Source organism: Paenibacillus sp. FSL P4-0127, from assembly GCF_038007325.1.
GTDB classification, from domain to species: domain Bacteria; phylum Bacillota; class Bacilli; order Paenibacillales; family Paenibacillaceae; genus Fontibacillus; species Fontibacillus macerans.
Genome location: NZ_JBBOWY010000001.1, coordinates 4,374,888 through 4,396,712 on the forward strand (window position 1 = coordinate 4,374,888; position 21,825 = coordinate 4,396,712).

General features: G+C 46.6%; 26 protein-coding genes and 3 pseudogenes. 10 read left to right on the forward strand and 19 right to left on the reverse strand.

Going from position 1 to position 21,825, the window contains the following annotated elements:
- Window positions 1-36 precede the first annotated feature (36 nt).
- From NYE74_RS19730 to NYE74_RS19745, 4 genes and pseudogenes are all read right to left on the reverse strand, one after another.
- Window positions 37-1,018: pseudogene (locus NYE74_RS19730) on the reverse strand (FecCD family ABC transporter permease).
- A complete protein-coding gene (locus tag NYE74_RS19735) occupies window positions 1,015-2,037 on the reverse strand; it encodes a FecCD family ABC transporter permease (RefSeq protein ID WP_124332222.1) in 1,023 nt (340 codons plus the stop codon). Before NYE74_RS19735 ends, NYE74_RS19730 begins: the two are co-directional and overlap by 4 nt.
- A 15-nt stretch (window positions 2,038-2,052) precedes the next feature.
- Window positions 2,053-2,574: pseudogene (locus tag NYE74_RS19740) on the reverse strand (ABC transporter substrate-binding protein); the annotation flags it as partial.
- A gap of 259 nt (window positions 2,575-2,833) precedes the next feature.
- Complete coding sequence (locus NYE74_RS19745; RefSeq protein ID WP_124332107.1) at window positions 2,834-3,646, reverse strand: class I SAM-dependent methyltransferase; 813 nt, start codon at window positions 3,644-3,646, stop codon at window positions 2,834-2,836.
- 463 nt (window positions 3,647-4,109) lie between these two features.
- On the opposite strand from NYE74_RS19745, the gene NYE74_RS19750 reads away from it, so the two are divergent.
- Window positions 4,110-4,952, forward strand: coding sequence for a hypothetical protein (locus NYE74_RS19750; protein ID WP_124332108.1), 843 nt, complete (start codon window positions 4,110-4,112; stop codon window positions 4,950-4,952).
- Window positions 4,953-5,142: 190 nt separating this feature from the next.
- Here NYE74_RS19750 and NYE74_RS19755 read toward each other — a convergent pair whose 3' ends face one another.
- Window positions 5,143-6,057, reverse strand: coding sequence for a hypothetical protein (locus NYE74_RS19755; RefSeq protein ID WP_316560791.1), 915 nt, complete (start codon window positions 6,055-6,057; stop codon window positions 5,143-5,145).
- A gap of 723 nt (window positions 6,058-6,780) precedes the next feature.
- Here NYE74_RS19755 and NYE74_RS19760 point away from each other — a divergent pair.
- From NYE74_RS19760 to NYE74_RS19765, 3 genes and pseudogenes are all read left to right on the forward strand, one after another.
- A complete protein-coding gene (locus tag NYE74_RS19760) occupies window positions 6,781-7,374 on the forward strand; it encodes a TetR/AcrR family transcriptional regulator (protein WP_155620095.1) in 594 nt (197 codons plus the stop codon).
- A gap of 84 nt (window positions 7,375-7,458) precedes the next feature.
- Window positions 7,459-7,557, forward strand: a pseudogene (locus tag NYE74_RS33345) (MBL fold metallo-hydrolase); the annotation flags it as partial.
- A gap of 257 nt (window positions 7,558-7,814) precedes the next feature.
- Entirely contained in the window at window positions 7,815-8,864 is a 1,050-nt protein-coding gene (locus tag NYE74_RS19765; RefSeq protein ID WP_155620096.1) for an aldo/keto reductase, read from the forward strand.
- Window positions 8,865-9,025: 161 nt separating this feature from the next.
- On the opposite strand, the gene NYE74_RS19770 is transcribed toward NYE74_RS19765, so the two are convergent.
- Together NYE74_RS19770 and NYE74_RS19775 are read right to left on the reverse strand one after the other, a co-directional pair.
- Window positions 9,026-9,307 (reverse strand): GNAT family N-acetyltransferase, encoded by a 282-nt coding sequence (locus tag NYE74_RS19770; RefSeq protein ID WP_155620097.1) that lies wholly within the window; start codon window positions 9,305-9,307, stop codon window positions 9,026-9,028.
- Window positions 9,308-9,309: 2 nt separating this feature from the next.
- Window positions 9,310-9,600, reverse strand: coding sequence for a (4Fe-4S)-binding protein (locus tag NYE74_RS19775; RefSeq protein WP_330164891.1), 291 nt, complete (start codon window positions 9,598-9,600; stop codon window positions 9,310-9,312).
- A 306-nt stretch (window positions 9,601-9,906) separates the two neighbouring features.
- Between NYE74_RS19775 and NYE74_RS19780 the strand changes: the two genes are divergently transcribed.
- Window positions 9,907-10,032: a hypothetical protein gene (locus NYE74_RS19780; RefSeq protein ID WP_330164892.1), complete on the forward strand. Its 126-nt coding sequence runs from the start codon at window positions 9,907-9,909 to the stop codon at window positions 10,030-10,032.
- Window positions 10,033-10,109: 77 nt separating this feature from the next.
- On the forward strand, window positions 10,110-10,670 hold the full coding sequence (locus NYE74_RS19785; protein ID WP_341005129.1) for a hypothetical protein: 561 nt from the start codon (window positions 10,110-10,112) through the stop codon (window positions 10,668-10,670).
- Window positions 10,671-10,727: 57 nt separating this feature from the next.
- On the opposite strand, the gene xerS is transcribed toward NYE74_RS19785, so the two are convergent.
- From xerS to NYE74_RS19800, 3 genes are all read right to left on the reverse strand, one after another.
- Complete coding sequence (xerS, locus tag NYE74_RS19790) at window positions 10,728-11,798, reverse strand: tyrosine recombinase XerS (RefSeq protein WP_155620099.1); 1,071 nt, start codon at window positions 11,796-11,798, stop codon at window positions 10,728-10,730.
- A 123-nt stretch (window positions 11,799-11,921) separates the two neighbouring features.
- Window positions 11,922-12,635 carry a beta-glucanase gene (gene bglS / locus NYE74_RS19795; protein WP_128633622.1) on the reverse strand — a complete coding sequence of 238 codons (714 nt, stop codon included), beginning with the start codon at window positions 12,633-12,635 and terminating at the stop codon, window positions 11,922-11,924.
- Window positions 12,636-12,798: 163 nt separating this feature from the next.
- Window positions 12,799-13,245, reverse strand: a complete 447-nt coding sequence (locus NYE74_RS19800; protein WP_326044431.1) for a ferritin-like domain-containing protein — start codon at window positions 13,243-13,245, stop codon at window positions 12,799-12,801.
- A gap of 176 nt (window positions 13,246-13,421) precedes the next feature.
- Here NYE74_RS19800 and NYE74_RS19805 point away from each other — a divergent pair, with 176 nt between their 5' ends.
- The gene (locus NYE74_RS19805) at window positions 13,422-13,895 is read left to right on the forward strand and encodes an Hsp20/alpha crystallin family protein (protein WP_341005130.1); all 474 of its coding nucleotides are present in this window, start codon (window positions 13,422-13,424) and stop codon (window positions 13,893-13,895) included.
- Between the two features lie 79 nt (window positions 13,896-13,974).
- Here the strand turns inward: NYE74_RS19805 and NYE74_RS19810 are convergent, their stop codons facing one another.
- Window positions 13,975-14,673, reverse strand: coding sequence for a nucleotidyltransferase domain-containing protein (locus tag NYE74_RS19810; protein ID WP_341005131.1), 699 nt, complete (start codon window positions 14,671-14,673; stop codon window positions 13,975-13,977).
- Window positions 14,674-14,772: 99 nt separating this feature from the next.
- Between NYE74_RS19810 and NYE74_RS19815 the strand changes: the two genes are divergently transcribed.
- Window positions 14,773-15,144, forward strand: coding sequence for a YmaF family protein (locus NYE74_RS19815; RefSeq protein ID WP_124332119.1), 372 nt, complete (start codon window positions 14,773-14,775; stop codon window positions 15,142-15,144).
- On the opposite strand, the gene gerPC is transcribed toward NYE74_RS19815, so the two are convergent.
- The 6 genes from gerPC to NYE74_RS19840 form a co-directional block, all read right to left on the reverse strand.
- Window positions 15,123-15,731 (reverse strand): spore germination protein GerPC, encoded by a 609-nt coding sequence (gene gerPC / locus NYE74_RS19820; RefSeq protein ID WP_341005132.1) that lies wholly within the window; start codon window positions 15,729-15,731, stop codon window positions 15,123-15,125. The two genes, NYE74_RS19815 and gerPC, sit on opposite strands and share 22 nt — an antisense overlap.
- A gap of 99 nt (window positions 15,732-15,830) precedes the next feature.
- Window positions 15,831-16,199 (reverse strand): spore germination protein GerPE, encoded by a 369-nt coding sequence (locus NYE74_RS33350; protein WP_124332121.1) that lies wholly within the window; start codon window positions 16,197-16,199, stop codon window positions 15,831-15,833.
- Window positions 16,200-16,201: 2 nt separating this feature from the next.
- Window positions 16,202-16,375 carry a spore gernimation protein GerPD gene (locus NYE74_RS19825; RefSeq protein ID WP_373281400.1) on the reverse strand — a complete coding sequence of 58 codons (174 nt, stop codon included), beginning with the start codon at window positions 16,373-16,375 and terminating at the stop codon, window positions 16,202-16,204.
- Between the two features lie 54 nt (window positions 16,376-16,429).
- Complete coding sequence (locus tag NYE74_RS19830; protein WP_155620105.1) at window positions 16,430-16,642, reverse strand: spore germination protein GerPB; 213 nt, start codon at window positions 16,640-16,642, stop codon at window positions 16,430-16,432.
- Window positions 16,642-16,872: a spore germination protein gene (locus tag NYE74_RS19835; protein WP_124332123.1), complete on the reverse strand. Its 231-nt coding sequence runs from the start codon at window positions 16,870-16,872 to the stop codon at window positions 16,642-16,644. Before NYE74_RS19835 ends, NYE74_RS19830 begins: the two co-directional genes overlap by 1 nt.
- Before the next feature lie 196 nt (window positions 16,873-17,068).
- Window positions 17,069-19,240: a 5'-nucleotidase C-terminal domain-containing protein gene (locus NYE74_RS19840; protein ID WP_341005133.1), complete on the reverse strand. Its 2,172-nt coding sequence runs from the start codon at window positions 19,238-19,240 to the stop codon at window positions 17,069-17,071.
- A 245-nt stretch (window positions 19,241-19,485) separates the two neighbouring features.
- Here NYE74_RS19840 and NYE74_RS19845 point away from each other — a divergent pair, with 245 nt between their 5' ends.
- A complete protein-coding gene (locus NYE74_RS19845; protein ID WP_155620108.1) occupies window positions 19,486-19,953 on the forward strand; it encodes a GreA/GreB family elongation factor in 468 nt (155 codons plus the stop codon).
- Between the two features lie 70 nt (window positions 19,954-20,023).
- Here NYE74_RS19845 and NYE74_RS19850 read toward each other — a convergent pair whose 3' ends face one another.
- Window positions 20,024-20,617 carry a TetR/AcrR family transcriptional regulator gene (locus NYE74_RS19850; RefSeq protein WP_240751761.1) on the reverse strand — a complete coding sequence of 198 codons (594 nt, stop codon included), beginning with the start codon at window positions 20,615-20,617 and terminating at the stop codon, window positions 20,024-20,026.
- A gap of 31 nt (window positions 20,618-20,648) precedes the next feature.
- Window positions 20,649-21,269: a VC0807 family protein gene (locus NYE74_RS19855; protein ID WP_155620109.1), complete on the reverse strand. Its 621-nt coding sequence runs from the start codon at window positions 21,267-21,269 to the stop codon at window positions 20,649-20,651.
- A 205-nt stretch (window positions 21,270-21,474) separates the two neighbouring features.
- Between NYE74_RS19855 and NYE74_RS19860 the strand changes: the two genes are divergently transcribed.
- Window positions 21,475-21,654 (forward strand): small acid-soluble spore protein H, encoded by a 180-nt coding sequence (locus NYE74_RS19860; protein WP_155620110.1) that lies wholly within the window; start codon window positions 21,475-21,477, stop codon window positions 21,652-21,654.
- Window positions 21,655-21,825 lie beyond the last annotated feature (171 nt).

Consider the following 21,825-nt stretch of genomic DNA (forward strand, 5'->3'; position numbering starts at 1 on the left):
GATGCCTTTATTGAAGTTGAAACGTATCTTCTCCGCCTACCATCTTTTTTTTGACAAAAGATAAAGGAAATAGGGGGCCTCGATAAACGCAACCATGATTCCGGCTGAGTTAAGTTGCGGCCCATCGTATCTGCCAGAAGCAGCAGCCAGCCTCCGATTAGAATGGACACCGGCACAAATTGCTGATGCCGTGCTCCAACCAAAGCTCTGGCAATATGCGGAGCCATCAGGCCGATAAACGCGATCCCGCCGGTCATGGAAACGGCCGAGGCCGCCAGCGCAACCGCCGCCAGCATCAGAAGGATACGGTCTCTTTGGACCGCCATGCCGGCACCGATAGCGCTGTGCTCGTTTAATGCAAGCAAATTCAGCGCCCTGGATTTGAATAGCACATAGGGAACCAGAATGATCAGCCAAGGAAGCAGGGCCAGGGCGAAAGGCCAATCTGTTCCCCATACGTTGCCGGCAAGCCATTTGGAGATAAAATCCACTTTGGTTCGGTCAACGGAAGAGATGAGCACGATCATCATACCGGAGAGGGCCATGGAGAAACCGACGCCGGTGATAATCAGCCTGATCGGCTGCACCCCATTGCTGCGGGTGTAGGAGAATGCATAGATCAGTACAGCCGTTGCCAGAGCCCCGGCGAATGCCATAAGCGGAATCATGTACACGAAGGATGCGACATCGATTGGCGCAAAAATGAAAAATACGGTGACTCCGACGCCGGCTCCGGAATTAATGCCTACGATTCCCGGGTCTGCCAGCTCATTGCGGGTGATTCCCTGCAGAATGGCACCGGACCCGCCAGCAGCGTGATCAGTATCCGGGGCAGGCGGATGGAGAAGAGCACAAATTGATCTTCGAACGATCCGTGCCCAAGGATTGTCGGAATCAGCCTGCCATACGATACAGGGGAAGATCCGATACCTATACCGGTTACGATGGTCCCCAGGATAAGAAGCACGAGGAGAGAAATGACAAACGGTTGTTTAACATACAGACGGGATGTTTTCATGAGAACGATCGCACTCCTTTGCGGACAATGAACAGGAAGAATGGCAAGCCCAGCACGGCCACGATAGCTGCAACCGGCGTTTCAAACGGGACGTTAATCATCCGCCCGAGCGTATCTGCGAACAACATGAAAGTACCGCCAACGATCGCGGACAGAGGCAGAATGGTACGGTAATCGGTCCCGGCAAACGCCCGCACGAGATGCGGAATCATCAGGCCGATGAAGGCAATGTTACCAACAAGGGCAACCGCGGCACCTGCCAAAAGTGTGATCAACACGTAAAGCGCAATCTTGACATGAGTAATCTTAAGCCCCAGGCCCACGGCTGTTCCTTCGTTCAGGCTAAGGATCGTCAGCTGCCGGGACAGCAGAATAGAAATGACGAGGCAAACGATAATAACCGGGGCTATCGCTGCAATTTGCCCCCAAGTCGTGCCGATCAGTCCGCCGGACGTCCACATCGATACATTTTTGGAGATCTTAAATTGCAGGCTGATTCCTTCGGCCACGGCCGTCAGCAGAGCCGATACTGCAGAACCGGCTAGCACCATATGCAGGGGGGACATGTTTTGTTTCCGAAGAGCAGCAATGCCGAATACAAGCATAAAGCCAACAGTTGCGCCGATAAAACAGGCAATCATGGTTCCGAAATAACCGATGGCGGGGATAAAAGCAAAAGTAACCGCAAGTGCAGCGTTTGCACCGGCAGTCAGACCGAGTAATCCGGGATCGGCGAGCGGGTTTCGGGTTAGAACCTGCATAATCGCTCCGGCAACCGCAAGTGCAGCCCCTACCAGAACGCCGCCGACTTCCCGGGGTAAACGGAGCTCGCGAATGATGGAAATATCACCGCCTGTCAAGAGCGGGTTAAACATGGCGCTCCAAATGTCGGAGAGGGAAACATTTTTGGCGCCAAGCCTGATCGCTAGTGCGAACATGACAACAAACACAACCAAGCTGACAAGCAGCTTAAGCGCAAAAGAAGCGTTTATCAGCTTTTGCGGAGACTGTTTCTTCATTTCGATCATCCGTTCTTAATTTCCCAGCAACGACTTGGAAATAAAATCAAGCTGATAGTCAAGAGAAAGGGCATCGTTAAAATAGAATGCTGAGGCGTCTACTTCATAGACATGGTTATTTTTAACGGCCGGGATTTCCTTGTAAGTTGAAGTCTCCTGGAAGGAGGCATCACCGGCGGAATCTTTACTATAGATGACGTAATCTCCCATATAATCCGGCAGGATTTCTAATGACAAATTGTAATAACCGTCTTTTGCCGTCATTTCTTTAACCTTATCCGGCATTTTCAGACCCATGGCCTGATAGATAATTTCCGTACCGCGTCCCCAGCCGCTACCGAAGGTATACAGATTCTTGGAATCGCCTTCTATAACGGATATTGTACTGTCAGCACCGATTTTAGCTTTGATTTCTTCACCTGCTGTTTGGGCACGTTCCTTGAAATCGGCAATCCAGTCAGCTGCTTTCTGTTCCTGGTTAACGGCTTTGCCGATCTCCAGAATCTGAGTCAGATAGTCCACCTTATTGTATGTATAGAAAGGTTTATAGCTCGTTTGTCAACAGTTAAAATGTATCCCTGAAGAGTGGGCTTGCCCCACTCCTTTCTTTTTGAGCAGGGATTATAATCCATCTTGACAGTGAAAAGTTTTAATGGAGGGAGGGCTTGACCGTCAGGAAGTAGGGCTGCTAGCTGAATAATCTTGAGGAGGTATTTTTATGCTTAGCATGACTAGAAAAGCGGTTACGCCGACAGTTAAACTGAAACCAAAAGTTAACCGGAATGACCGGGAAATGCTATAGTTTTCTTGCTTTGATTACAAAAGTTACAGGAAGCATCTTGGCTTTTTTGGCAAACTCACTATTATCATTCCGCGATTGCATAATTTCATCATCAGATTGCTCAATCATTTGCTCAATGACAAATCCCGCTTTGGAGAGCGCATTCACATAGGTTGATAGTTTGCGGTCCGATAAGGTTAGCGTACCTTCATCAAGAGATACCGAATACCAAGATTCATCGAAATAACATTTTTTAAAAGCAAGCACATTATTTTCTGCAGCAACACATTTGTGAATAGGGTGAGACCAACTGAAAATAAATACGCCGTCTTTTTTAAGGTAAGAAGCGATACGGCAAAAAGTACCCTCAAGGTCGGTGGTCCAGCCTATGGCATAAATCGAATATACAAAGTCAAAATAATCCACTGGCAGGCCGCATTCTTCTTCCATGGGAGAGCAGATCAATTTTGCCGATAGGCCGCAGGCCGCCAAATGTTGCTTTGCCTTTTCGATTTGTTTTTCTGAAATATCCACAGCCCATAGTTCAGATGCTTTGCGTTCCCCCAGATACTGCAAGGAATGACCGGTTCCGCAGCCGATCTCCAGCATCTTTTTTCCTGAAACATCGCCAAAAAGTTGGCATTTTTCTTCTGAGACAAATGCTCCATAGTATGGAAGGGCGGTTGCTCCTAAGATGTCATTTCCTTTTGTGTCCCAAAAGAGACTGTTTGTTTTATGAATAGAATTCTTATCCATGTCGATCGTGACAGCGCTGCCAACCTCGCCGGCGCCTATAATGTTTGTTCTATGAACAGAATTCTTGTCCATATCGATGCCCTCCCAAATATAAAATAACACGCTATTAACCCCCAAAAATATACCATTTTTCTATGAACAAATCCACCTAAAACCTTACCTTCTATTCATCGTCCATTTGATCTCGTAGACCTGGGCGTTCCATGCCCGGAGGTTTCCGGGAGATTCGACTGAACCATTTTGAGTGGGAACGTCCCAGTAAAATATATGAGCATTCAAGAAGGAGCCGATGAATTTGGTGTATATTGACACAATAGTATCCTTTACAATTGACTAAATAATTTGTCGCACTCTCCCGAAAGCGAGGGGGTGATTTTGTCGTTTATAGGAATTTGTTGAGGATTGATTTAACTTGTTCAAAAAATGATCAATAATTGCCCCAATTATAAACAAAAACACTTTAGAATAATTGACTAATGGTAAATAATTCCGTATCCTTGTGATAAGGAATTTAATGGGAACCGAGGTAAATTTATTGAATCAACTGCGCCTGGACGATTTGAAAATTGATTCTTTAGTTGATCTGCTAAAGGCTACATATACTCTTGAAGATTGGGACAAAATGATCGAAATAGCTGACAAGCTTCACTTGGCCGCCCTAGAGCTTGAAGGCGAAAGATCAACTAAAAGCAAGGCTTGTGAGAGACATCCGATTTACTACTTTGGCTATAGCAAGTTAATGAAAGGATTAGCTCTTCAAAATAAGGGACAATACAGCGAATCAAAGGCCCTTGTAGAAGAGTATAGTGATCTTTCTTGGCTAGATGACGGGAGCAAAGAAGCAATAGAAGAAGTCGAGTTCTTTAAAATGTTCGCCAAAGCTAATATGTATGCTACAAACTTACTTGAAGGCAATTTAGAACATCTTGAACCATATGTCCAATTTCTAAGGGAATCAAGAATTGATGAGTTGATGCCGGGATTATTGAACATTATTGAAGCAGCAATAGAACATAGCTTCGATGTTGAAGAGATATTAGAATCTTTTGAAAATGATATAAATAAGGCAATCGAATATTACAAACAACGGCGAGCATTGTACCTGATGAGAGTATTCTTCAAATTGTCGCTGTATCACTTTGTTCGCCAGCAGTATAGTGCTGCAATAGATAAAACATTGCAAGGTTTGGAATTATCTAACATACTTAAAGATACGTTCGCATTTAAAAAGTTTTCTGCATTGTTCGAATTATTTAGGAAACATGCTAACGAAGTTCAACAGAAGCGGTACACTCTTTTTATGAGTAATACTCTTAAGGAGGAATTAAGTAATGAAAAAAGCATTTTTTTCGATGGCGATCGTATTGGGGTTAATTAGCGTGATTGTAGTACCCGTAGTACCAAGTACACCTGGCGTAATAACTGTAAATCATGGGGCGGAACATTAAGACATTTGAATATCAGATTGAATTTTCGCTAAAATAATGTCAACATTCAAGCTGAAAAATCACCCTCTAGGGCCAAATAGAGAGTGATTTTTTTATTTGTATATGAGCAGGTCAGTAAGCTTACATCGATTGGTCTCGTTGAACGAGATTCATCCAGCCTACCAGGTCGTGAACGGCGATACCGCCGAACGAGGTGTGCGCTTCGCCCAATTGCTCCAACTGGACGAGCTGCTCATTCAGAACTTGGCAGCCTTCTTCGTAAAAAGTGATGAAATTTCCTTCGGTGGAAGGCTTGGTTTCCACACCGGTGTAGATTTTCTTGTTCAAGCTTTCGCCTTCGGCCAACTCGGTTTTGGCCGTATCGTAAATGGCCTGGGCGCTATCGCGGTAAGACATCAGGGTCACGGATTCGAAGCGCGAGATCATCCAGGAGCTCAAAGTTTGTTCGCTGTCCGGTACTTTATAATTATCGAGCCAAAAGGGAAGAGCCGCCGACAGCGGAAGTTCCAAGTCAGCCGCCTGCCGGGCCAACGCATCGACATTGCCTTGCCATTCAGTCACCAGGGTGTCGTAGTCCGCTTTCCAGATCGGAAGCAGATAGGGCTCAATGTCAACATGAATTCCCTTTAGCTTCTCTTCCGGCGCGGCGTGCTGTTGGTAATCGTTAATCCATTTCATAAAAGCGTCCAATTTCGGACGGCTTGTGGCGAGGGCCCAGTCCGGGGCTCCGTTTAGAGAATGAACCTCGATGCCCATTTCCGAGGCCTGGCGGATGAAGCTGCGGTAGGAGGCAAGATCCACTTTGGTGCTAATTTGCAAGTATATAATTCCGACGCCTTGGGACTTGGCAAAGTTCAACAGCTCGGAGGACGATGATTGGATGAGAGCGGTGTGCCATAACCAAGTCGTTCTGGCGTTGGAGACGGGTTCAACTTCAGCGCTGGCGGTCTTGGTGGCCGGATTGCCCAAAAGCGCCAATATCAAAACAAAAACAAGAAGCATTGCGGATTTGCGGGGGTAAGCGATAGTTTTCACGAAGATGTACACTCCTTTAAGATAATAAAAATGTGTGATTGCGGTTAGGATTAGCGGACGACATGATTAGGGATCATATGAAACTCTAGGCCTTACCTCCCGCGTAGTGATGTGTCCAAACTTTAGGTCGAACATCCCTGTTAACAGGAACAAATTGAGACTTAAGGATTGGGTATGATCATATTTTCGTCGGATTTATCCATTTTTTTCATAGGTCCAAGGGATTATTTTTGCCATATTATTAGCAATGTTAACAGTGGAATCCAGTTTAAGCTCGATAAGTCGGGGCATATGAGCCAATAGTCCGGTTTGGTAAAATAAATTAAGAAAGCGGCTTCAAAGCGCAGCGGCTCGGTCGTGTATGGGAATAAGTACCTAAAAAATATGTGGACATCCGTTTTAGAGCAACGGATGTCCACTTTTTTGTGAAGATGAATAGGGGGGAGGGAAGGGGAATTTTGCTCATTTGCCTTTAGGTTTGAATTTGGATTTGGGGATTTTGGAGCCACTCTTTTTTTAACAATGCATATTGATTAGTGTTTTCATATTTTGGTGTCCCATCCTCGCAGGCGTCTTTAGGCGAAGTTTGGCAACAGGGGGTTATACCCCAAGTGCAAACCACCCGTTGGACGGGTGGTCATAATTTCACCTGTCTTAGCAAACCTTTCAATCCTCTTCGCAGGCTTCAAGCCGAAACGGGTTGGCTTATTTGACTTTAATTGAATGATCGTTTATTATTCAACCATGAGATATAAGGACAAAAATAAAAATGAAGCTATTTTTCAAGCAACCATTCAGCTTTTGAACGAAATCGGTTTTTCTGAAATTTCCATGTCTAAAATCGCCAAACGGGCTAAGGTATCACCAGGAACGATCTATGTTTACTTTGAAAATAAGGAGGACATGCTGAGGAAGCTGTTTTTGAATGTCGAGCAAAAGATTAGTTCGAGTATGTTCGAAGGGCTTCATCATTCAATGCCGGTCAAGGAAAGATTTGAACTGATTATGAGCAACTATATTAAATTCATTCTTAACCATAAAGATGAATTCCTCTTTTATGAACAATTTTGCAATTCACCGCTTGTCGAGAATTTATATCTTGAAGATTCCAGTATAATGTTCCAGCCTTTTTATAAATTGATTGAGGAAGGCAAAGAACAGAAGCTGCTTAAAGATTACGATACCATGCTGCTGTTGGTTTTGATTTATGCTCCTGTTACCGAGCTGGCCAAGCAATATTACAGAAGAGAATTTGAATTTAATAATAAAAATGTGAAGGACTTGATTCAATCAAGCTGGGACGCTGTCAAAGCATAAAGAGTCCTTTTTTTTAAACACATAAATGAATGAACGTTCAGTTAATAGCGATTTTAATAAATAATTTGAGAGTTGGTACTTATGTTGTGGTGTTCGTGGATTATTGAAGGAAATCATTCAAAGATATTTTACAGCGGGGATAGCGGCTACGGTCCTTACTTTAAAGAGATTGGCAATCATTATCATTAATCGAGGCGGGACAATACGACAACAATGGCTGGTGGCCGCTGCTGAGAGAAACGTCGTCATCGCGGTACCTCGAATAGGCGAAAGTGTTGAGATAGGTTCTTCTAAAATGCCATCGGCTCCATGGTGGAGAGATATTACTTAAAGGGGGTGATCCATGTAAAAAGCTGCGTATCCAACGATGATCATTTTCTTATAGAAAATGAAGGATTTCCAGTTTTGAAAAAATGAATAACTTTTATTAGGAGGCATTTATGAAATACTACTTCTTAGGAAAAAGCGGATTACGCGTCTCGGAGCTTGCTCTTGGCACCATGACTTTCGGTACGGATTGGGGATGGGGGGCAGGCACGGATGAAGCCCAGAACATGCTGGACATTTATCTCGACCGGGGTGGAAACTTTGTCGATACGGCCAGTGGGTATACGAACGGAAGCTCGGAAAAAATGTTGGGTGAAATTCTGGGCGAGCGTCGTAATCGCATCGTGCTTGCCACGAAATATACGATGAATACGCATCAAGGCGACCCGAATGCAGGCGGAAATCATAGAAAAAGCATGATCCGCTCGGTTGAAACTAGTTTGTCGCGAATGAAAACAGATTATATCGACCTGCTGTATCTGCACTCTTGGGACAACACGACGCCGGTAGAGGAAGTGCTGCGGGCTATGGATGATCTTGTACGAGCAGGCAAGGTGCTTTATGTAGGAATATCGGATACGCCGGCCTGGCAGATTTCGCGGATGCAGACGATCGCCGACCTGAGAGGGTGGTCTCCTCTGGTTGCCCTGCAAAATGAACACAGTCTGATTGAGCGAACGTCGGAAAGAGAGCTCACTCCGATGGCTCAGGAGATGGGGCTTGGGGTTGTTGCCTGGTCGCCTCTGGCCAACGGTCTTCTGACCGGAAAATATTCAAGAGAGGAGTTGCAGCAGTGCAGCAAGGAATCCGAAGGTTGGAGCTCGCGGGTAACCATGATGGCTAACCATGGTATGCTGAATGAGCGGGTATTTAATATTGTGGATGAAGTCAAAAAGGTAGCAGATGAAGTGCATGCTCCGGCGGCGCATGTTGCGCTGGCATGGCTGAGAGCCCAATCGTCCGTTACATCCATTTTGCTGGGGGCAAGCAAAGCCGGACAGCTTGAAAGCAATTTGAATATGCTTGATCTGCAGCTTGCGGAAGAACAACTGCAAAGGCTCGACGCGGTAAGCGTGATTGAGCTCGGGTTTCCTCATAAATACTTAAATGATCCCGCAAATCTATGGGGCGTTTTTGGGGGCGTAGCGGTCGAGCGCCGCTAAGATAAAGTCGCGTACTTTATTGTTCAATGAATCCTGACAACAAACAAGGAGCAAAATCGCCGTGGATCTTGCTCCTTGTTCTACAAGGCAGACAGAGGAATGAAGAAATCTCGTACCCTTAGGCTCTTCTCTTATTATTGTTATAATTTTATGATTCCTGCTTATTTATGGAAAACATCCGCGTATTCGGAGATACGTTCGAATCGTCCCTTGGCAAACGGGCATAAGGGTAATATCTTAATACCGTTTTCCCGCGCGTATTCCACCATAGCTTTGACCAGCTTATCGCCAAGCCCTTGTCCTCGGTAAGCATTTTCGACCAAAGTGTGATCAATAATGTAAAGCTCCGGACTTGAGATTACATACGTCATCAGCGCAGCAATGCCGCCGTTATCTCGAATAAGAAATCTTTTATTAGCGGTATCATGATCTACTATATGCATGTTCATCCCTCTTTCTTTGTTGAAGATTCACCGTCCAGACGTCTATACGTCAGTGCACCGCTTGGACAGGTGTCAATATGTCGGGCAATTGCCTCCACAGTGTCAGCATCGGGATTAACCCAAGGTCGCTTGCTTAAATCAAAAACACCGGGGAGGCCTTTTACGCAAATACCGGAATGAATGCATACCTCCGAATTAAACATTACCTCGATATCTTTACCGTAGTATACCTTCTGATTAATCATAATTCCTTCACACCCTTCACTTATGAGTTTGTTTAAAGCAAGATTCATTCTTCGAAAGATGTCAGAAATCTTTCCAAATGGCGAAGTGTTGATTCGTCGTCCAATTTTCTGGTGGTTTCATTCAGTTTTTCATGAATGCTGCCGATGGGAATCTTCAGACCCGGCACCTTGGCTCTCAATGTCCGAATTATAAAGAGGAATCGTTGGTAAGTCAACAGTGCTGATACCGAGTATAAATTACAGTTTATTTTCGTCCCATGATTAATCTGGATCTAGCAGGGCGATTCCGAGAAAGGCATTATTGCGCAGCGCGTGTTCGAAATTTATGAACAGGCCAGGGCTAAGGCGAGCAGCTTGGCCTTTTCGGATCAGGAAGTGCTCTCGCTGCTGGATAAGGCAGTGGTGGATGCGCAAAAAGCGGGTTACGACAAGACAACGAAATGGCAGGAGAATAAGCAGAAGCTGGAAGCGTCGAAATAAACGTCACGGCCAAGAAAGTTATAGACCGATTATTTCAGAGTTCACTTAAGTCTCATCAACATTGCATAACTCAATTGATGGAGCTTAGAGAATCGAATGAAACGATTGAATTCCCTGAAATTTGTCCCTATGCATATGCTTATGTTTTTTGGAGAAAATCTCTTTTAAAGGAGGAGCATTTCTACGGCTTTAATTCTTTAAGAACAAGCTTGATTTCTGATGTAGCACCACTTCTAATCAGGGAGCTTCTGGAGTATTTCTCTGATCAGGTCGTCAATTATCAAATGAAAATCCGTAGAAGTATTGATATGGGGGGGCTTTCCTGGATTCTTGAAAAACTGGTCTTACAGTTCTGTGAGAATTTCTTTTGTGCTTGGATGGAGACCGCAGGGAAGAGAAGTAAAGAAATTAGTGTACCTTCTTGGAAGGAAATTGAGAATATGAGGGATCGTTCGTTTCCAGATGTCGCTTTCAAATACAACTTTGATGAGAGCAGCTCATCTAGCAGCATTGAATATTATCATTTGCAAAACAGAGAACCGTTGTTGACTAACAAATGCAATTGCCCGAATAATAATACAAGGGAATTAATCAATTTATATACATATGTACAAAATACGGGTTTTGTGAATAAGTAATGTTATTGAAATATAGAACCGGCCCAACCCGGCTCTTTGATCTGTTTTATCTGCTTTTTACTTATCCATATTATTCACGGCTTTTCGCATCTCTTCATCCGTTAAATGCGTATAAATCATCGTCGTTTGGATTGATGAATGGCCCAATTGGTTTTTTAGTCTCGGTACGTCATTGTTTTCTTGATGATAACGTGTCGCAAAAGAATGTCTTAACGCGTGTACCGTTAACGCCGGTTTGCCGAACGCTGCCGCATATTTTTCGATCAGCTTCTCAATGGCTCTTGGCGTCAGCCGGCGGTTTGTGCCTTTGCGGCCGATCGGCGCCGCCAAAAACAAGGAACTTTCCGATTTGTCCGGCGCATATCTTGCTTCCCGGATGCTTAGGTAATTTTCCAGGTCCGCTAAAGCTTGTTCGCTAAAATACACGTATTGTTCTTTATTTCCTTTGCGGATTACCCGGACCAATCCTTTGTTCATATCCAAATCGCCGATGTCGGTACCCGCAACTTCCGATAAGCGTAGTCCGGATCCAAGTATCAAGGACACGATGGCGGTGTCTCGTTCGCGGTTAAACTCATGGAAACGAAAAATCCGCTTGTTGTCTTTGTTTTGCGCGCCAAAATCATACGCCACAAACTGCCGGAACCGTTCGAAATCGTCGTCTCGCAAAATTTTCCCTTCAATCCGGTTGGCCATCGTTTCCTGGCTTTCTTTAACGGCGTTAAATTCTATTTTGGCCATAACATTACGCTGAATATACGGCTGTAAATCGTCGGTTTCCGCTTTGTTTTGCAAATAATCGAACAGCGATTTTAACGCGGACAGTTTGCGGTTGATCGTATATTTGTTGTTTCCCAAACGGTACTCCAGATGGGAAAGAAAATTTTCGATCTCGCGAACCGTCAATTTTTCCAAGCTAGGTAATTCAACGTCTTTGCGGCTTGCGGCTGCGAACTTTTCGGCAATCAGCCAGTCAAAAAAGATGATGAAATCATGACAGTAATTCAGCAGCGTCGTCGGCGACAATTTGCGTTTGCGGCTATCTATGTATTCGGTCACGTACCAAGGCAGTTCATTTAACTTTTCATCGATGCGGTTCATATAATGCGCTTTTAACGTTTTATCCATGTCGGCTCGTCACCTCCTAAACCAAGCATAATTCATTTATAATTATTCGTCAAATTATTATTTTACGTAATTATAAAAACTCCTGCAGCTGGACTAAAAAGCTCATGCCCAGCTACAATCATATTAATTACTCGTATATTTTACCCAGTCATATTCAGCGTACAACGGATTCGCTCCATTATAAGAACCTAACCAGTCATCCACTCCGGTTCCGTTCCATAGATTCATCATAATTTTGCCTGGCGTACTCGGAATATTCGTGGTGGCGGTATGTTTCAAAACACCGTCTACATACCATTTAATATACCCTGGCTGCCAATCGAAAGCATAGGTATGGAAGCCCTTTGATGCATCAAAGCCAAGAGAGATAACCTTTTCATGACCGCCAACCCCATTGGTATAATAGTTAAACTGCACTTTTGTCGTGTCTTTTCCTAGAAATTCGATATCTATTTCATCCCATTGTGTGCCATGAGCAGGTCCTGTATACGTGAAAAAGGATGAGACAATTCCCGTATTTTTGGCTGGCTTCATACTGACCTCGTACAGGCCGTATCCGTAAATATTCGTTGATCGGTACTCCGCGCAGTCAAATTTGTTGTACGCAGAACTCGTTAAGCCCAGCTTGAGCTTTCCATCATTCGTAAAATTAACATTGTTGGCACGCCATGTGCAATTGAACACCCCCCCATTGGAATACCCATCTGCCTTTTCCCATGTACTCGGATTAAAATAACTTAATGGTTCCCAGAACACATTCCCCGCAAAAGCGCTTACAGAAAAAATCAAAGAAAACGCAAATGTGGTCACCAGTGTAAAACAAGACTTCTTTTTCATAAGACACCTCCAGAACGATTTTAAATATGAACGAAGTTGTGAGCTATGATGTTGGAATATTTTCCCTGGGTATTTATAGTATAGCGCTTACATTGAAATGTGGCAACCTGTAAATAAATACCCGACCAGTTCCCTGATACCAGTCGGGTTCTAATATCGCTTTTTACTTTTTCCCGCCCACCATAAAATACAAAAACCAGACGGCATGATTTTGTTCATCGAAAACCGTACGTTTAAATAGTTCCTTGATATAAGGATCGTGCGCTTTATCTGCGATTTCCAGGTACTGGTCAACCGTTTTTTGCTCATCCAAAAAAGCGCCGATCACTCCCGACCGGTAATCGGCCGGGCACCGTTCCGTTTGCCGCGGAGTCGCTTGCGTGCCGGTTAACGAAGCATAGAGTTGCAAGAAGCTGTGGTAGTGCCGAATCTCGTCTTGACGGATTTCCATAATTCTCCTCTTTATCTCTTCATTCGGAGCCATGCCGGCCAATTGTTCGTAGCAGATGATCGCATTGTATTCACCGTTTATGGCGCGTACGATGTCAGGGATTAAATTTTGGTCCGCAGAGACGCGAAACGAATCGTAAAAGTCGAAATCATAGTGCAAACTAACCTTCCCCTCTCGTTCTATTCAACCCTAGGCTATGCAGCCTATAGGCGTTTGGTGCAAGGCCCGCATAAAGGAAAAGTCCGCGCAGTTTTTCCGCAACACTTGCTACCGTTCGAACATGAACATGCTCCGCTGAATAAAATTTAGATATATAAAGATGTAGGTGATGCGATATGCGAAATAAGGGCGGTTTGACAAGCTGGGAAGAATTTGAAAAGAAAATGCTGGAGCAATTTCCGTTTTTGCCGAAAAACTTCACCCAGGCGAATCCCGCCAAAAACCTCTCCTGGGTAGGCGACTATGTCCAAAAGCAGCTTCAAAAGTCCATGCCAGCCGATTTTAAAATCCCTATTTTCAATGACAATGCGGGGAATTATGAACTTCACGAAACACACCGAAGTTTAATTGTCCGGTTGCCTGTTTCGGACCATTTCGAATTAGACCAAACAAAGATCTCGGTAAATCGCAACAAGCTGCGGATTGTTTTGCCGTCGGGGGAAAAACAGGAAATCCAGCTCAAAAAACAAGTGAACCCTAAACAGACCCGGGCAAAATACAAGGAAGGCATTTTGGAGATCCAGATGCCTAAGATGCCGGAGTCCCAAAACTTTCACGATGTCTTTGTCGAAAGCGAAAACGAGGAATAGAAGTTTAGGAAAAATAAGCCCCGTTGCACAGTGCAACGGGGCATTCTCATCCGGTTGTTCCCAAGTTAACTTCAAAGTTTCAGGCCTCATACCCGACAAGCAGCGTTCCTCCATACGGTTCCAGCGCCCGGCCGCAAGCCTTGATGAGTTCGCCCGGATCGTCCCGAAGATACAGCGTTTCCAGCCCTTTCTCCAAATCCCCCGCCGTTTCAGGAGCATACTTTTGCAAATACCGGAATAAGTGTTTCCCTTCCCCAAGCCATTGTTGGTTGGCGCGCAGCAGAAACTCGCTTAATAAAATGAGCAGCTTGCTGGCCACAAACCATTTTTCGCAGCGCGGAATTTGGCCCTGCAAATCCATGATTTTTTCGGAAATCTGGTATCTGGCGAAATCCAGTTCTGCTTGCGACCAAGGCATCGGGCCATACTGCAGATCGTTTTGTGCTTCTTCGATAAATTCCAGGCCGCTTTCCCGCGAAACCAAAACAACGCCTCCGGCTACCAGTCTCTGCAACGTGGGGTTGGCGGTCTGCACCCCTAAATCGTAGTATTCCCTGTAATTTTCCGGCGTAAGTACCGTACACTCGATGATCCAATCCATGAAAGAGCTTACCCTATGAAAATAACCCGGGTCCTCCTTTTCAAAAACAACGATATCCAGATCCGAAGCCTCGTCATGCTGGTTTATGCTGGCGCTGCCGCCCAATACCGCTAACATGCAATCGGGATAATGCTGAGACACAAACGTCTGGGCCGCCTCCGCCGGCGAATTTCGCATAGAATCCCCCTCCTCCCCGTATCAATAAATTGTATGAGCGAACGAAGCAGCGTAATCCTTTTTAAGAAAGTCTTACATCACAAGAAAGGAAGCGTACCGATGTTTGCGACAAATTGTCAGGCGCATGCGCATGAGTTTTATGGATCGACATCCATCAATTTAGGCCATCGGCATCATCTCCGTTTTTTTACTTATCCTGTTAATGGAGGCCCAAGTGACTGCCACTTTCATCGTTTCCAAGGAATCACTTACACCCAGGATCAACATTTCCATCGATTTAACGGCTACACCGGACCGCCCGTTTATTTACCTGACGGGTCACATTTTCATTGGGTTGACGATGTTGTGGATGACGAGCCGTTCGAATTTAGAGGCCAATATTATATCACCGTGACGGGCATCCCGCGGCATCGCCACAGTTTTCAGGGGCGAACCGGTCCCCCGCTGGGTTACGAACCCCCCAGTTGGTGAAAATAATCGATATATTTATCCGTCGCTTGCAGCAGATCATCCTTTAAACGCCGCTCAACCTGTTCATGCTGTTCATGACCGTTTGCCCCCTCTTGCAATTGGGCCATATAAAAGGCAAGCCGGTCCTCGACTTGCCGGATCATATCGTCCATGATGTTTTGCAGTTGTTCGGCCGTGAGGGTCATATTGCGGTGATTAGCTTTCTCGGCCAGCAAGGTGGCGATGTCCTCTTTTATGTATCGTTGCACTTCGACTTTGATCGTTTGGACGGACGATTTGCTCGGATCGTCAGGGTCCTGGCCAAACGAAACGTCCTCCGTTTGTTTGCCGGCTACCGATAGATCTTCAATCGTTCCTTGATCATTAGGACTGATTCCGATAATGAGGGTGCCGTTGAGATTTTCTACTTTCAACTGCTCAAAATTGTAATCTATCTTTTCAACATGTTGTCTCGGCATGGATTGCAAAGCCTCAAACTGCTTCTTCAGCGCCGAAATATCATTTTCCAATTGAAACAATTTATCGTACTGCCAGCGCAAGGCATGATTGATTTGATCCAGCCAATGATTGGGGGGATGTCCCGACAAATGCCCCTCCTCCTTTCTTTTTCTTTATCAATGTATGCCAATCCATCGCCCGTCTTGCAATAAATTAGCTACATGGGAGGGATCATCAGACCGGTTCAATTAATCTCTTGGGATAAGATGCCTGATATGCTTGGTGCGATTCTTCGCGTCAAGTATCGCGGTATTGCCGATTTGCAACCCGGAGGAAGTTGATATCCCCAAAATATACAGATTGTTTACGTGGATGCAGGGGCTTTTGTTCTTTTGCGTAAAAATGACTTCCTCATTGATTTCTTGGGAGGGAAACGGTTGAAAGAACACGGGCAGCTTCTCCAATTTCCCCTCATCCCCCCAAAAGACGGGAATTTGGCGTTGCAAGGCGAAAACTTGCGAATCCGGAAAGATTCCCCACACATCTCCCACATGTACAAAAGAAGAATAAATTACGAAGGTGACTTTCATCTGATTCACGCAGGATATCCGCATCATGTCTACCGCGCAAAAGGCACAAGCGGCCCGATAATAAGGGATTCCGGCGGAGTGTCAAATATGGAGGAGAGCCGAATCGAACCGGTGTCCCCAATCAAAACGACTGATGAACTGCCCACTGCCACGATCTTCATGTTGTCTACTAAAATTTTATCGTTTGTAACATCCAAGCGAATTTTTTCGTTCACCTTTTTCACACCTTCCGCATTGGCATTCAGAATCGGTTATAATCATCGTCCGGTGGCAAAAGGGACCACCGGTCCCGGCAAGGCACCAGGAGCGGTTGGGGCTGCCTCCGGGGCAGGGCCCGTAAACCCTCCGGTATTGTACAGATTGGATAACGATTTTATGATCCCGGCTGTTCCGATTTGCAAAACTGAAGAATTTGAAATTCCGTTAACCCGAAGGCACTGAATCGTAATTGTCTGCTGAACATGTATCATTAGGCTAAGGTCCCTCCCTTGGTGACCGAACCATCGACGACAGCGGGGTCAATGGTTAGGGTCGTACTCAAGCCGTTGTTCGTAACGGGAAAATCCCCAGTATTAAACGATCCCGAGCCCGCAAATGTTTTCGTAGCCGTCTGCGGGGAGATAACCAGCGTATCGCCAAATTGCACCACTCCACCGGAACTGATGTTAATGATCTTTACGTTGCCAACGATTGCAGGCATTTGTTTTACCCCCTCTTCCTCCGATTCGTCCCGTACCTTATAGTCGGTCTGTTTCCGCTGGGTAAAAAACCATTTCCTCGGTCCCTTCATCATATGGACCAAAGCATCATTTCGTTACGGCTCAACATGCATCATAAATGGCCTACAACGAAAAAACCGCCCCACAGTAAATGTGGGACGGTTTGGACATGCCGGCCTATTCGTTCAGCGCGGACATAATCATCAGCACCAAATCGCTGCGGGTGACTTGCGCGGTTTCTTTCAGTTCCAACCCGCTCAAAGCCTTCCCCGACGCCGCGGAAATTACGGCTGCAGCCTCTTTGACGATCAAGTTTTGTTCAGGCCGGAAAGCGGTGTCGGCGAAACCGTCCGTATACCCCGCTTGCTTAAGCGCGGAAACGGCAGGCAATGCCCACGGCTCGATGCTGTCTTCATCGGAAAATCCGGTTTCGGCTGCCGCGTCGCCCAGATTGAAGGCCCGGCTCACCATCACCGCAAATTCGGCGCGGGTCACGAGCCCATCCGGACGGAATGTGCCGTCGCCGTAACCGTTGATGATGCCCGCGGACTCTGCCCGGGCAATCGCCGACTTGTTGGGATCGTTAGCGATATCCGTAAACCGGGAAGCGACATTCTCCGCCGCTTCCCCGCCGGCCTCGCCACTGCTTCCTGCTTCGGCCGGAAGCGCCGCTCCTTTCAAATCGGTGATGCGGCCTTCCGCCTTCAGGTTGACCGTACCCGCTTTGTCCAGGTATTCGCGGAACACTTCATAATCGACCAGATTCAGCTCGTAGAAACGGCCGTCGTCCTTGGCCTGCTTCATCGAGTTGTAGAAATCTCCGCCGCCGGCCATATAGGAGTTGGTGGCCACGATATAATAAGCCTTCGGATCGATGTCGGCGTACGTGCCGTCTTCATTTTGAATTTGTACTTTCACGATGCGTTGTCCGGATTGCGTTTTCTCCCCGGTCACATCATCGACGACTTCAGGCTGCTTGGCCGAATCATAGTAGAAACGCATGCCCGAAACCTGCGGAAACCGCCCTTCACCGTTTTCGACGCCGCTTACGCCGTTCTCCAACGCCGCTATGATTTCATCGCCGGTCATCTTGAGCGCGGTCAGATTGTTGCCGAACGGCATCGTCGTCAGCAATTCGCCGAGCGTTATGTCGCCGGCATCGATCGAGGCGCGAATCCCGCCGCCATTCTGAATCGTCACATATCCTTTGACACCGGGTTCCTTGACGATGCTCATCACTTTCGACCGCATGCCGTCGGCCACCAGGTCGCCCAGGTTCGTCTCCTGCTTGCGCACGCTGTTGCGTTCACCGTCAAGGGCAACGTCCGACTCGCCGACAACGGTTTTTTTCAGTTCTTCCAGCGGGGCGGCGTATTCGGCCAGCTTGGCTTCCGCTTCCGTATTGCCCTTAATGGCATAATTGCCGGCATCATCCTTGGCATTAAGGTCGATCAAGCGGCCGTTCCATTCCTTCAGTACGCCCTTGTCGTCAAACGTCACATCCAGTTGGCCCAAATGCTCGTCATATTCGCCCGTTTGAACGATCAGCGTCGGTTCCGTATCGGCGTGGCGCACTTCGGGAACATCGAGCTGCGTATGGGAGTGGCCGCCGACGATGATGTCGATGCCATCAACCGCTTCCGCCAGCTCCTGATCTACCGTATAACCCAGATGCGATAATACGATAATTTTGTCGATGCCTTCCGCTTCCAGCGCATCCACCTGCTTTTGCGCGCTTTCCGCTTCATCATTGAACTTAATGTTGGGCCCCGGCGAAGAGAGCACGGAGGATTCCGGCGTGGTGAGACCGATGATCCCCACCTTCTCGCCGCCGATTTCCTTGATCACGGCCGGATAAATCTTCCCTTCTTCCCCGGGTTTTCCGAGCCCGCTGTTCGCCATGGGGCTTAATGCCGGCTCTGTGTCGAAATTGAGGTTCGCGCTTACGAACGGGAACTTGGCCTGCTTCACAAACTCGGCCAAGGCCGCAGGACCTTTATCAAACTCATGGTTCCCGAACGTCATGGCATCGTATTTCATGGCGTTCATAAAATACAGGTCCGCGAGGCCGCTAAACTGATTAAAATAGAGCGTTCCCGAAAAAACGTCGCCCGCATCCAGCAGCAGGGTATTCCCCGTTCTTGCTGCCTGCACGGCCGTGACGCGGCGGCCGATATTGTCCAGATGGGCATGCGTGTCATTCGTATGTAACACCCTAAGCTGGAATTCCCCCGAACCGTTTACGTTTTCGGCTGCACTGACTGTTCCCCAGGCCGTACCGGTCGTAAGTCCGGCCGCAATGACAGCGGCCGCAAAAAGCTTGCCGAATGACTTGTGCCCCAACTGCATAAAGCCAACTCCTCCCTCACCCTATATTAATTGCACTACATATTATAAATATAAGTTTAATAGATTTGTATGTAAACAATTTAAACCAATCATCCGAATACCTTCGGATGACCATATTCAGGAAAGATGTTATACTGGGTGTGAGCCCCTTGCGGGCTTATTTTCTTTAAGGAGGACTGCTTGTATGAGAACCATTGACATGGTCACGCTTGGTTGGGAAAAACAAGTTGGGGGTGATATTTACTATGAGCCCTAGTTTTAAAGCCCTCGACGGAACCAGAACGCATTTGGTGAACCAGCTCGTATTTTTTGACGAACAATACCCGTTTTTTGCGGATACTTATCTATACGGAATGCCAAGCCGCGATCGAAAAATGATAGACGACCTCTTGCAAAAATACACCGCCCGATTGATATCCATGCTGGCGGCCGATGATACTGCGCTGCAGGATATGCTCCATCAGGTCGTTCTGATCGGAAGCGGCGTAAAGGTGGAGTTTGAGGAAGACGGTTCAACGGACCTGTTCACTGTGGTCTACCCTACGGAAAGCGACCCCGACAACAACCGGATCTCTTTTATCTCCCCGATCGGCAGGCAACTGCTTTGTGCGGAATGCAATTCTCCCCTTGCCTTGGAGGTTCCGGACGGAACGCAGCGGATTCATGTCCGTGAAATAAAATACGCTTATATAGGCGGATTTCAAGATGAATAACAATTACGAAAACGAAAATGCCTTTTAATCCATTCCCCCGCCTTTGCGCGGGGGATATTTCCAAAAGCGCTCAGCTCAATGCGTTCAGCATAAACTCATAGATGTCCCGGTCGCTTAATACTTCGTCATCGGGAGTAACGATTTGTTGAACCTGCAAGCCGTACTTCAACGTGGCAAATAGCTGCGCAACCTTGTTGGCGTCGATGTGCGCGGGAATAACCCCATGCCGCTTGCCGACTTCAATCCATCTTGCCGAATTGCGGATCGCGGTTTCGTGATAGCGCCGCAGAATGTCGTCCACGGCGGGTTTATCTCTTTGGCTGAGCAAGTATATGAAGATCAGGTTGGAAACACTGTCCGGACTGGCGGCATGCTGCATCCTGCCGGACACCAGGTTCAGCGGTTCCTGGATATCGGCGGGTTTGCCGGCGGCTTGAGCCACGGATTCGAAAAAAAGCTCATTCGTTTTCTCGAATCCGGATTCAAGGATTAAAGCGAACAATTCGTCTTTGCTTTTGACATAATGATAAATCGCTCCTTTGGTGAGCCCGCTCCGGACGGCAATATCCTGCAGTGTGGCGGCCCGGCAGCCTTTTTCCAAAATCATTTCTTCCGCCGTCTCCAGCAGCAGCTTGAGCGTAGGGTTCATCGTTTTATCATGCATGGTCAAATACCTCCAATTAAATAAGCGATGTTTATTCCGACGGTTGAAGTCCCGGAGAAGCCTGCTTCTTCACCCGCTTTACGTAACGAACGGTCCACCAAATCGTCACACCCACGATGCCATAACTTGCAAACGGCGACACCGCAAGAAATGACGGAACGGATAAAATATACACCAACCCCACTTTGACAACGGCTTCCAGCACAAGAGCAACCCCCCACACGGCGGTAAGCAGCCGGAAAGTATGCCGGAACCTGGGCAAATTTCTCCATTTTTCTTCCATATTCGCATCCCGCCCCGTAAACCGCTCGGCAAAATAATAAATTAACGGGCGCTTAAGAAGCAAAGAGAGCAAAAATAGGAGTCCCATGATTCCCGTTACATACGATTCCCTCAGCAAAATAAACCTCTCGTCCCCGCCAAGCAGCACGGCAGCAACGCCTAAGATCAGGCCGATGAAAATAAAGGCGGAAAACATATCCGCTTTTCGCGTTTTAATCAGACTGTACAGCGAATCAACCAGCGGAACGACGGAGGCCGCCGATAGCGCCCATAAACTGCCGGTATGTTTAATGAGCAGGGTGTAAATCAGATAGGGCAATACGACATTGACGACTAATGTGATGATGATTTCTTTTCGCGTGTGGTTCATCTTGGTTGGAGTCCTTTCTTTAACATGAGTTTGACGGAAATGTTCCATACCTTCGGTAGGTATCTTAAATTTTACATACCTTCGGTAGGTAGATCAAGTGTTTTATTTTGAGTTTGCATAACATCGCTATGGCGAGGGCAACTTATGTACGATTGAAGCCTATTCCCCAAGTTTGTGATATTTTGCATTCCAGGAGGTCTTTAGTATGAACAGTCAACGCGCTAAAGAAATCGTCGCTTCGCCGACGATGGTAAACGTAACCTGCGATGGGGTTCCGATTTTTATTCAGCATGTGGACGAAAAAAACGAAACCGCCAGAATCTATCCTTTGGACGAGCCGGAAAATGAGAAGGACGTGGCTCTTTCCCAACTTCACGAGCATTAGTAAGCAGGAGGCGATGCGCGATGCATCCCTCCTGTTTTTGGTAAACATAACTATATTTATGTAACCTTTATTGATGGCCGCTCCCACAAACGTATGAATAACGGTCACCGCTTAAAGAAGCTAAAATAGCGGATTTTTATGTACTTATTATCCCGGAGCCAGGCCAGTTAA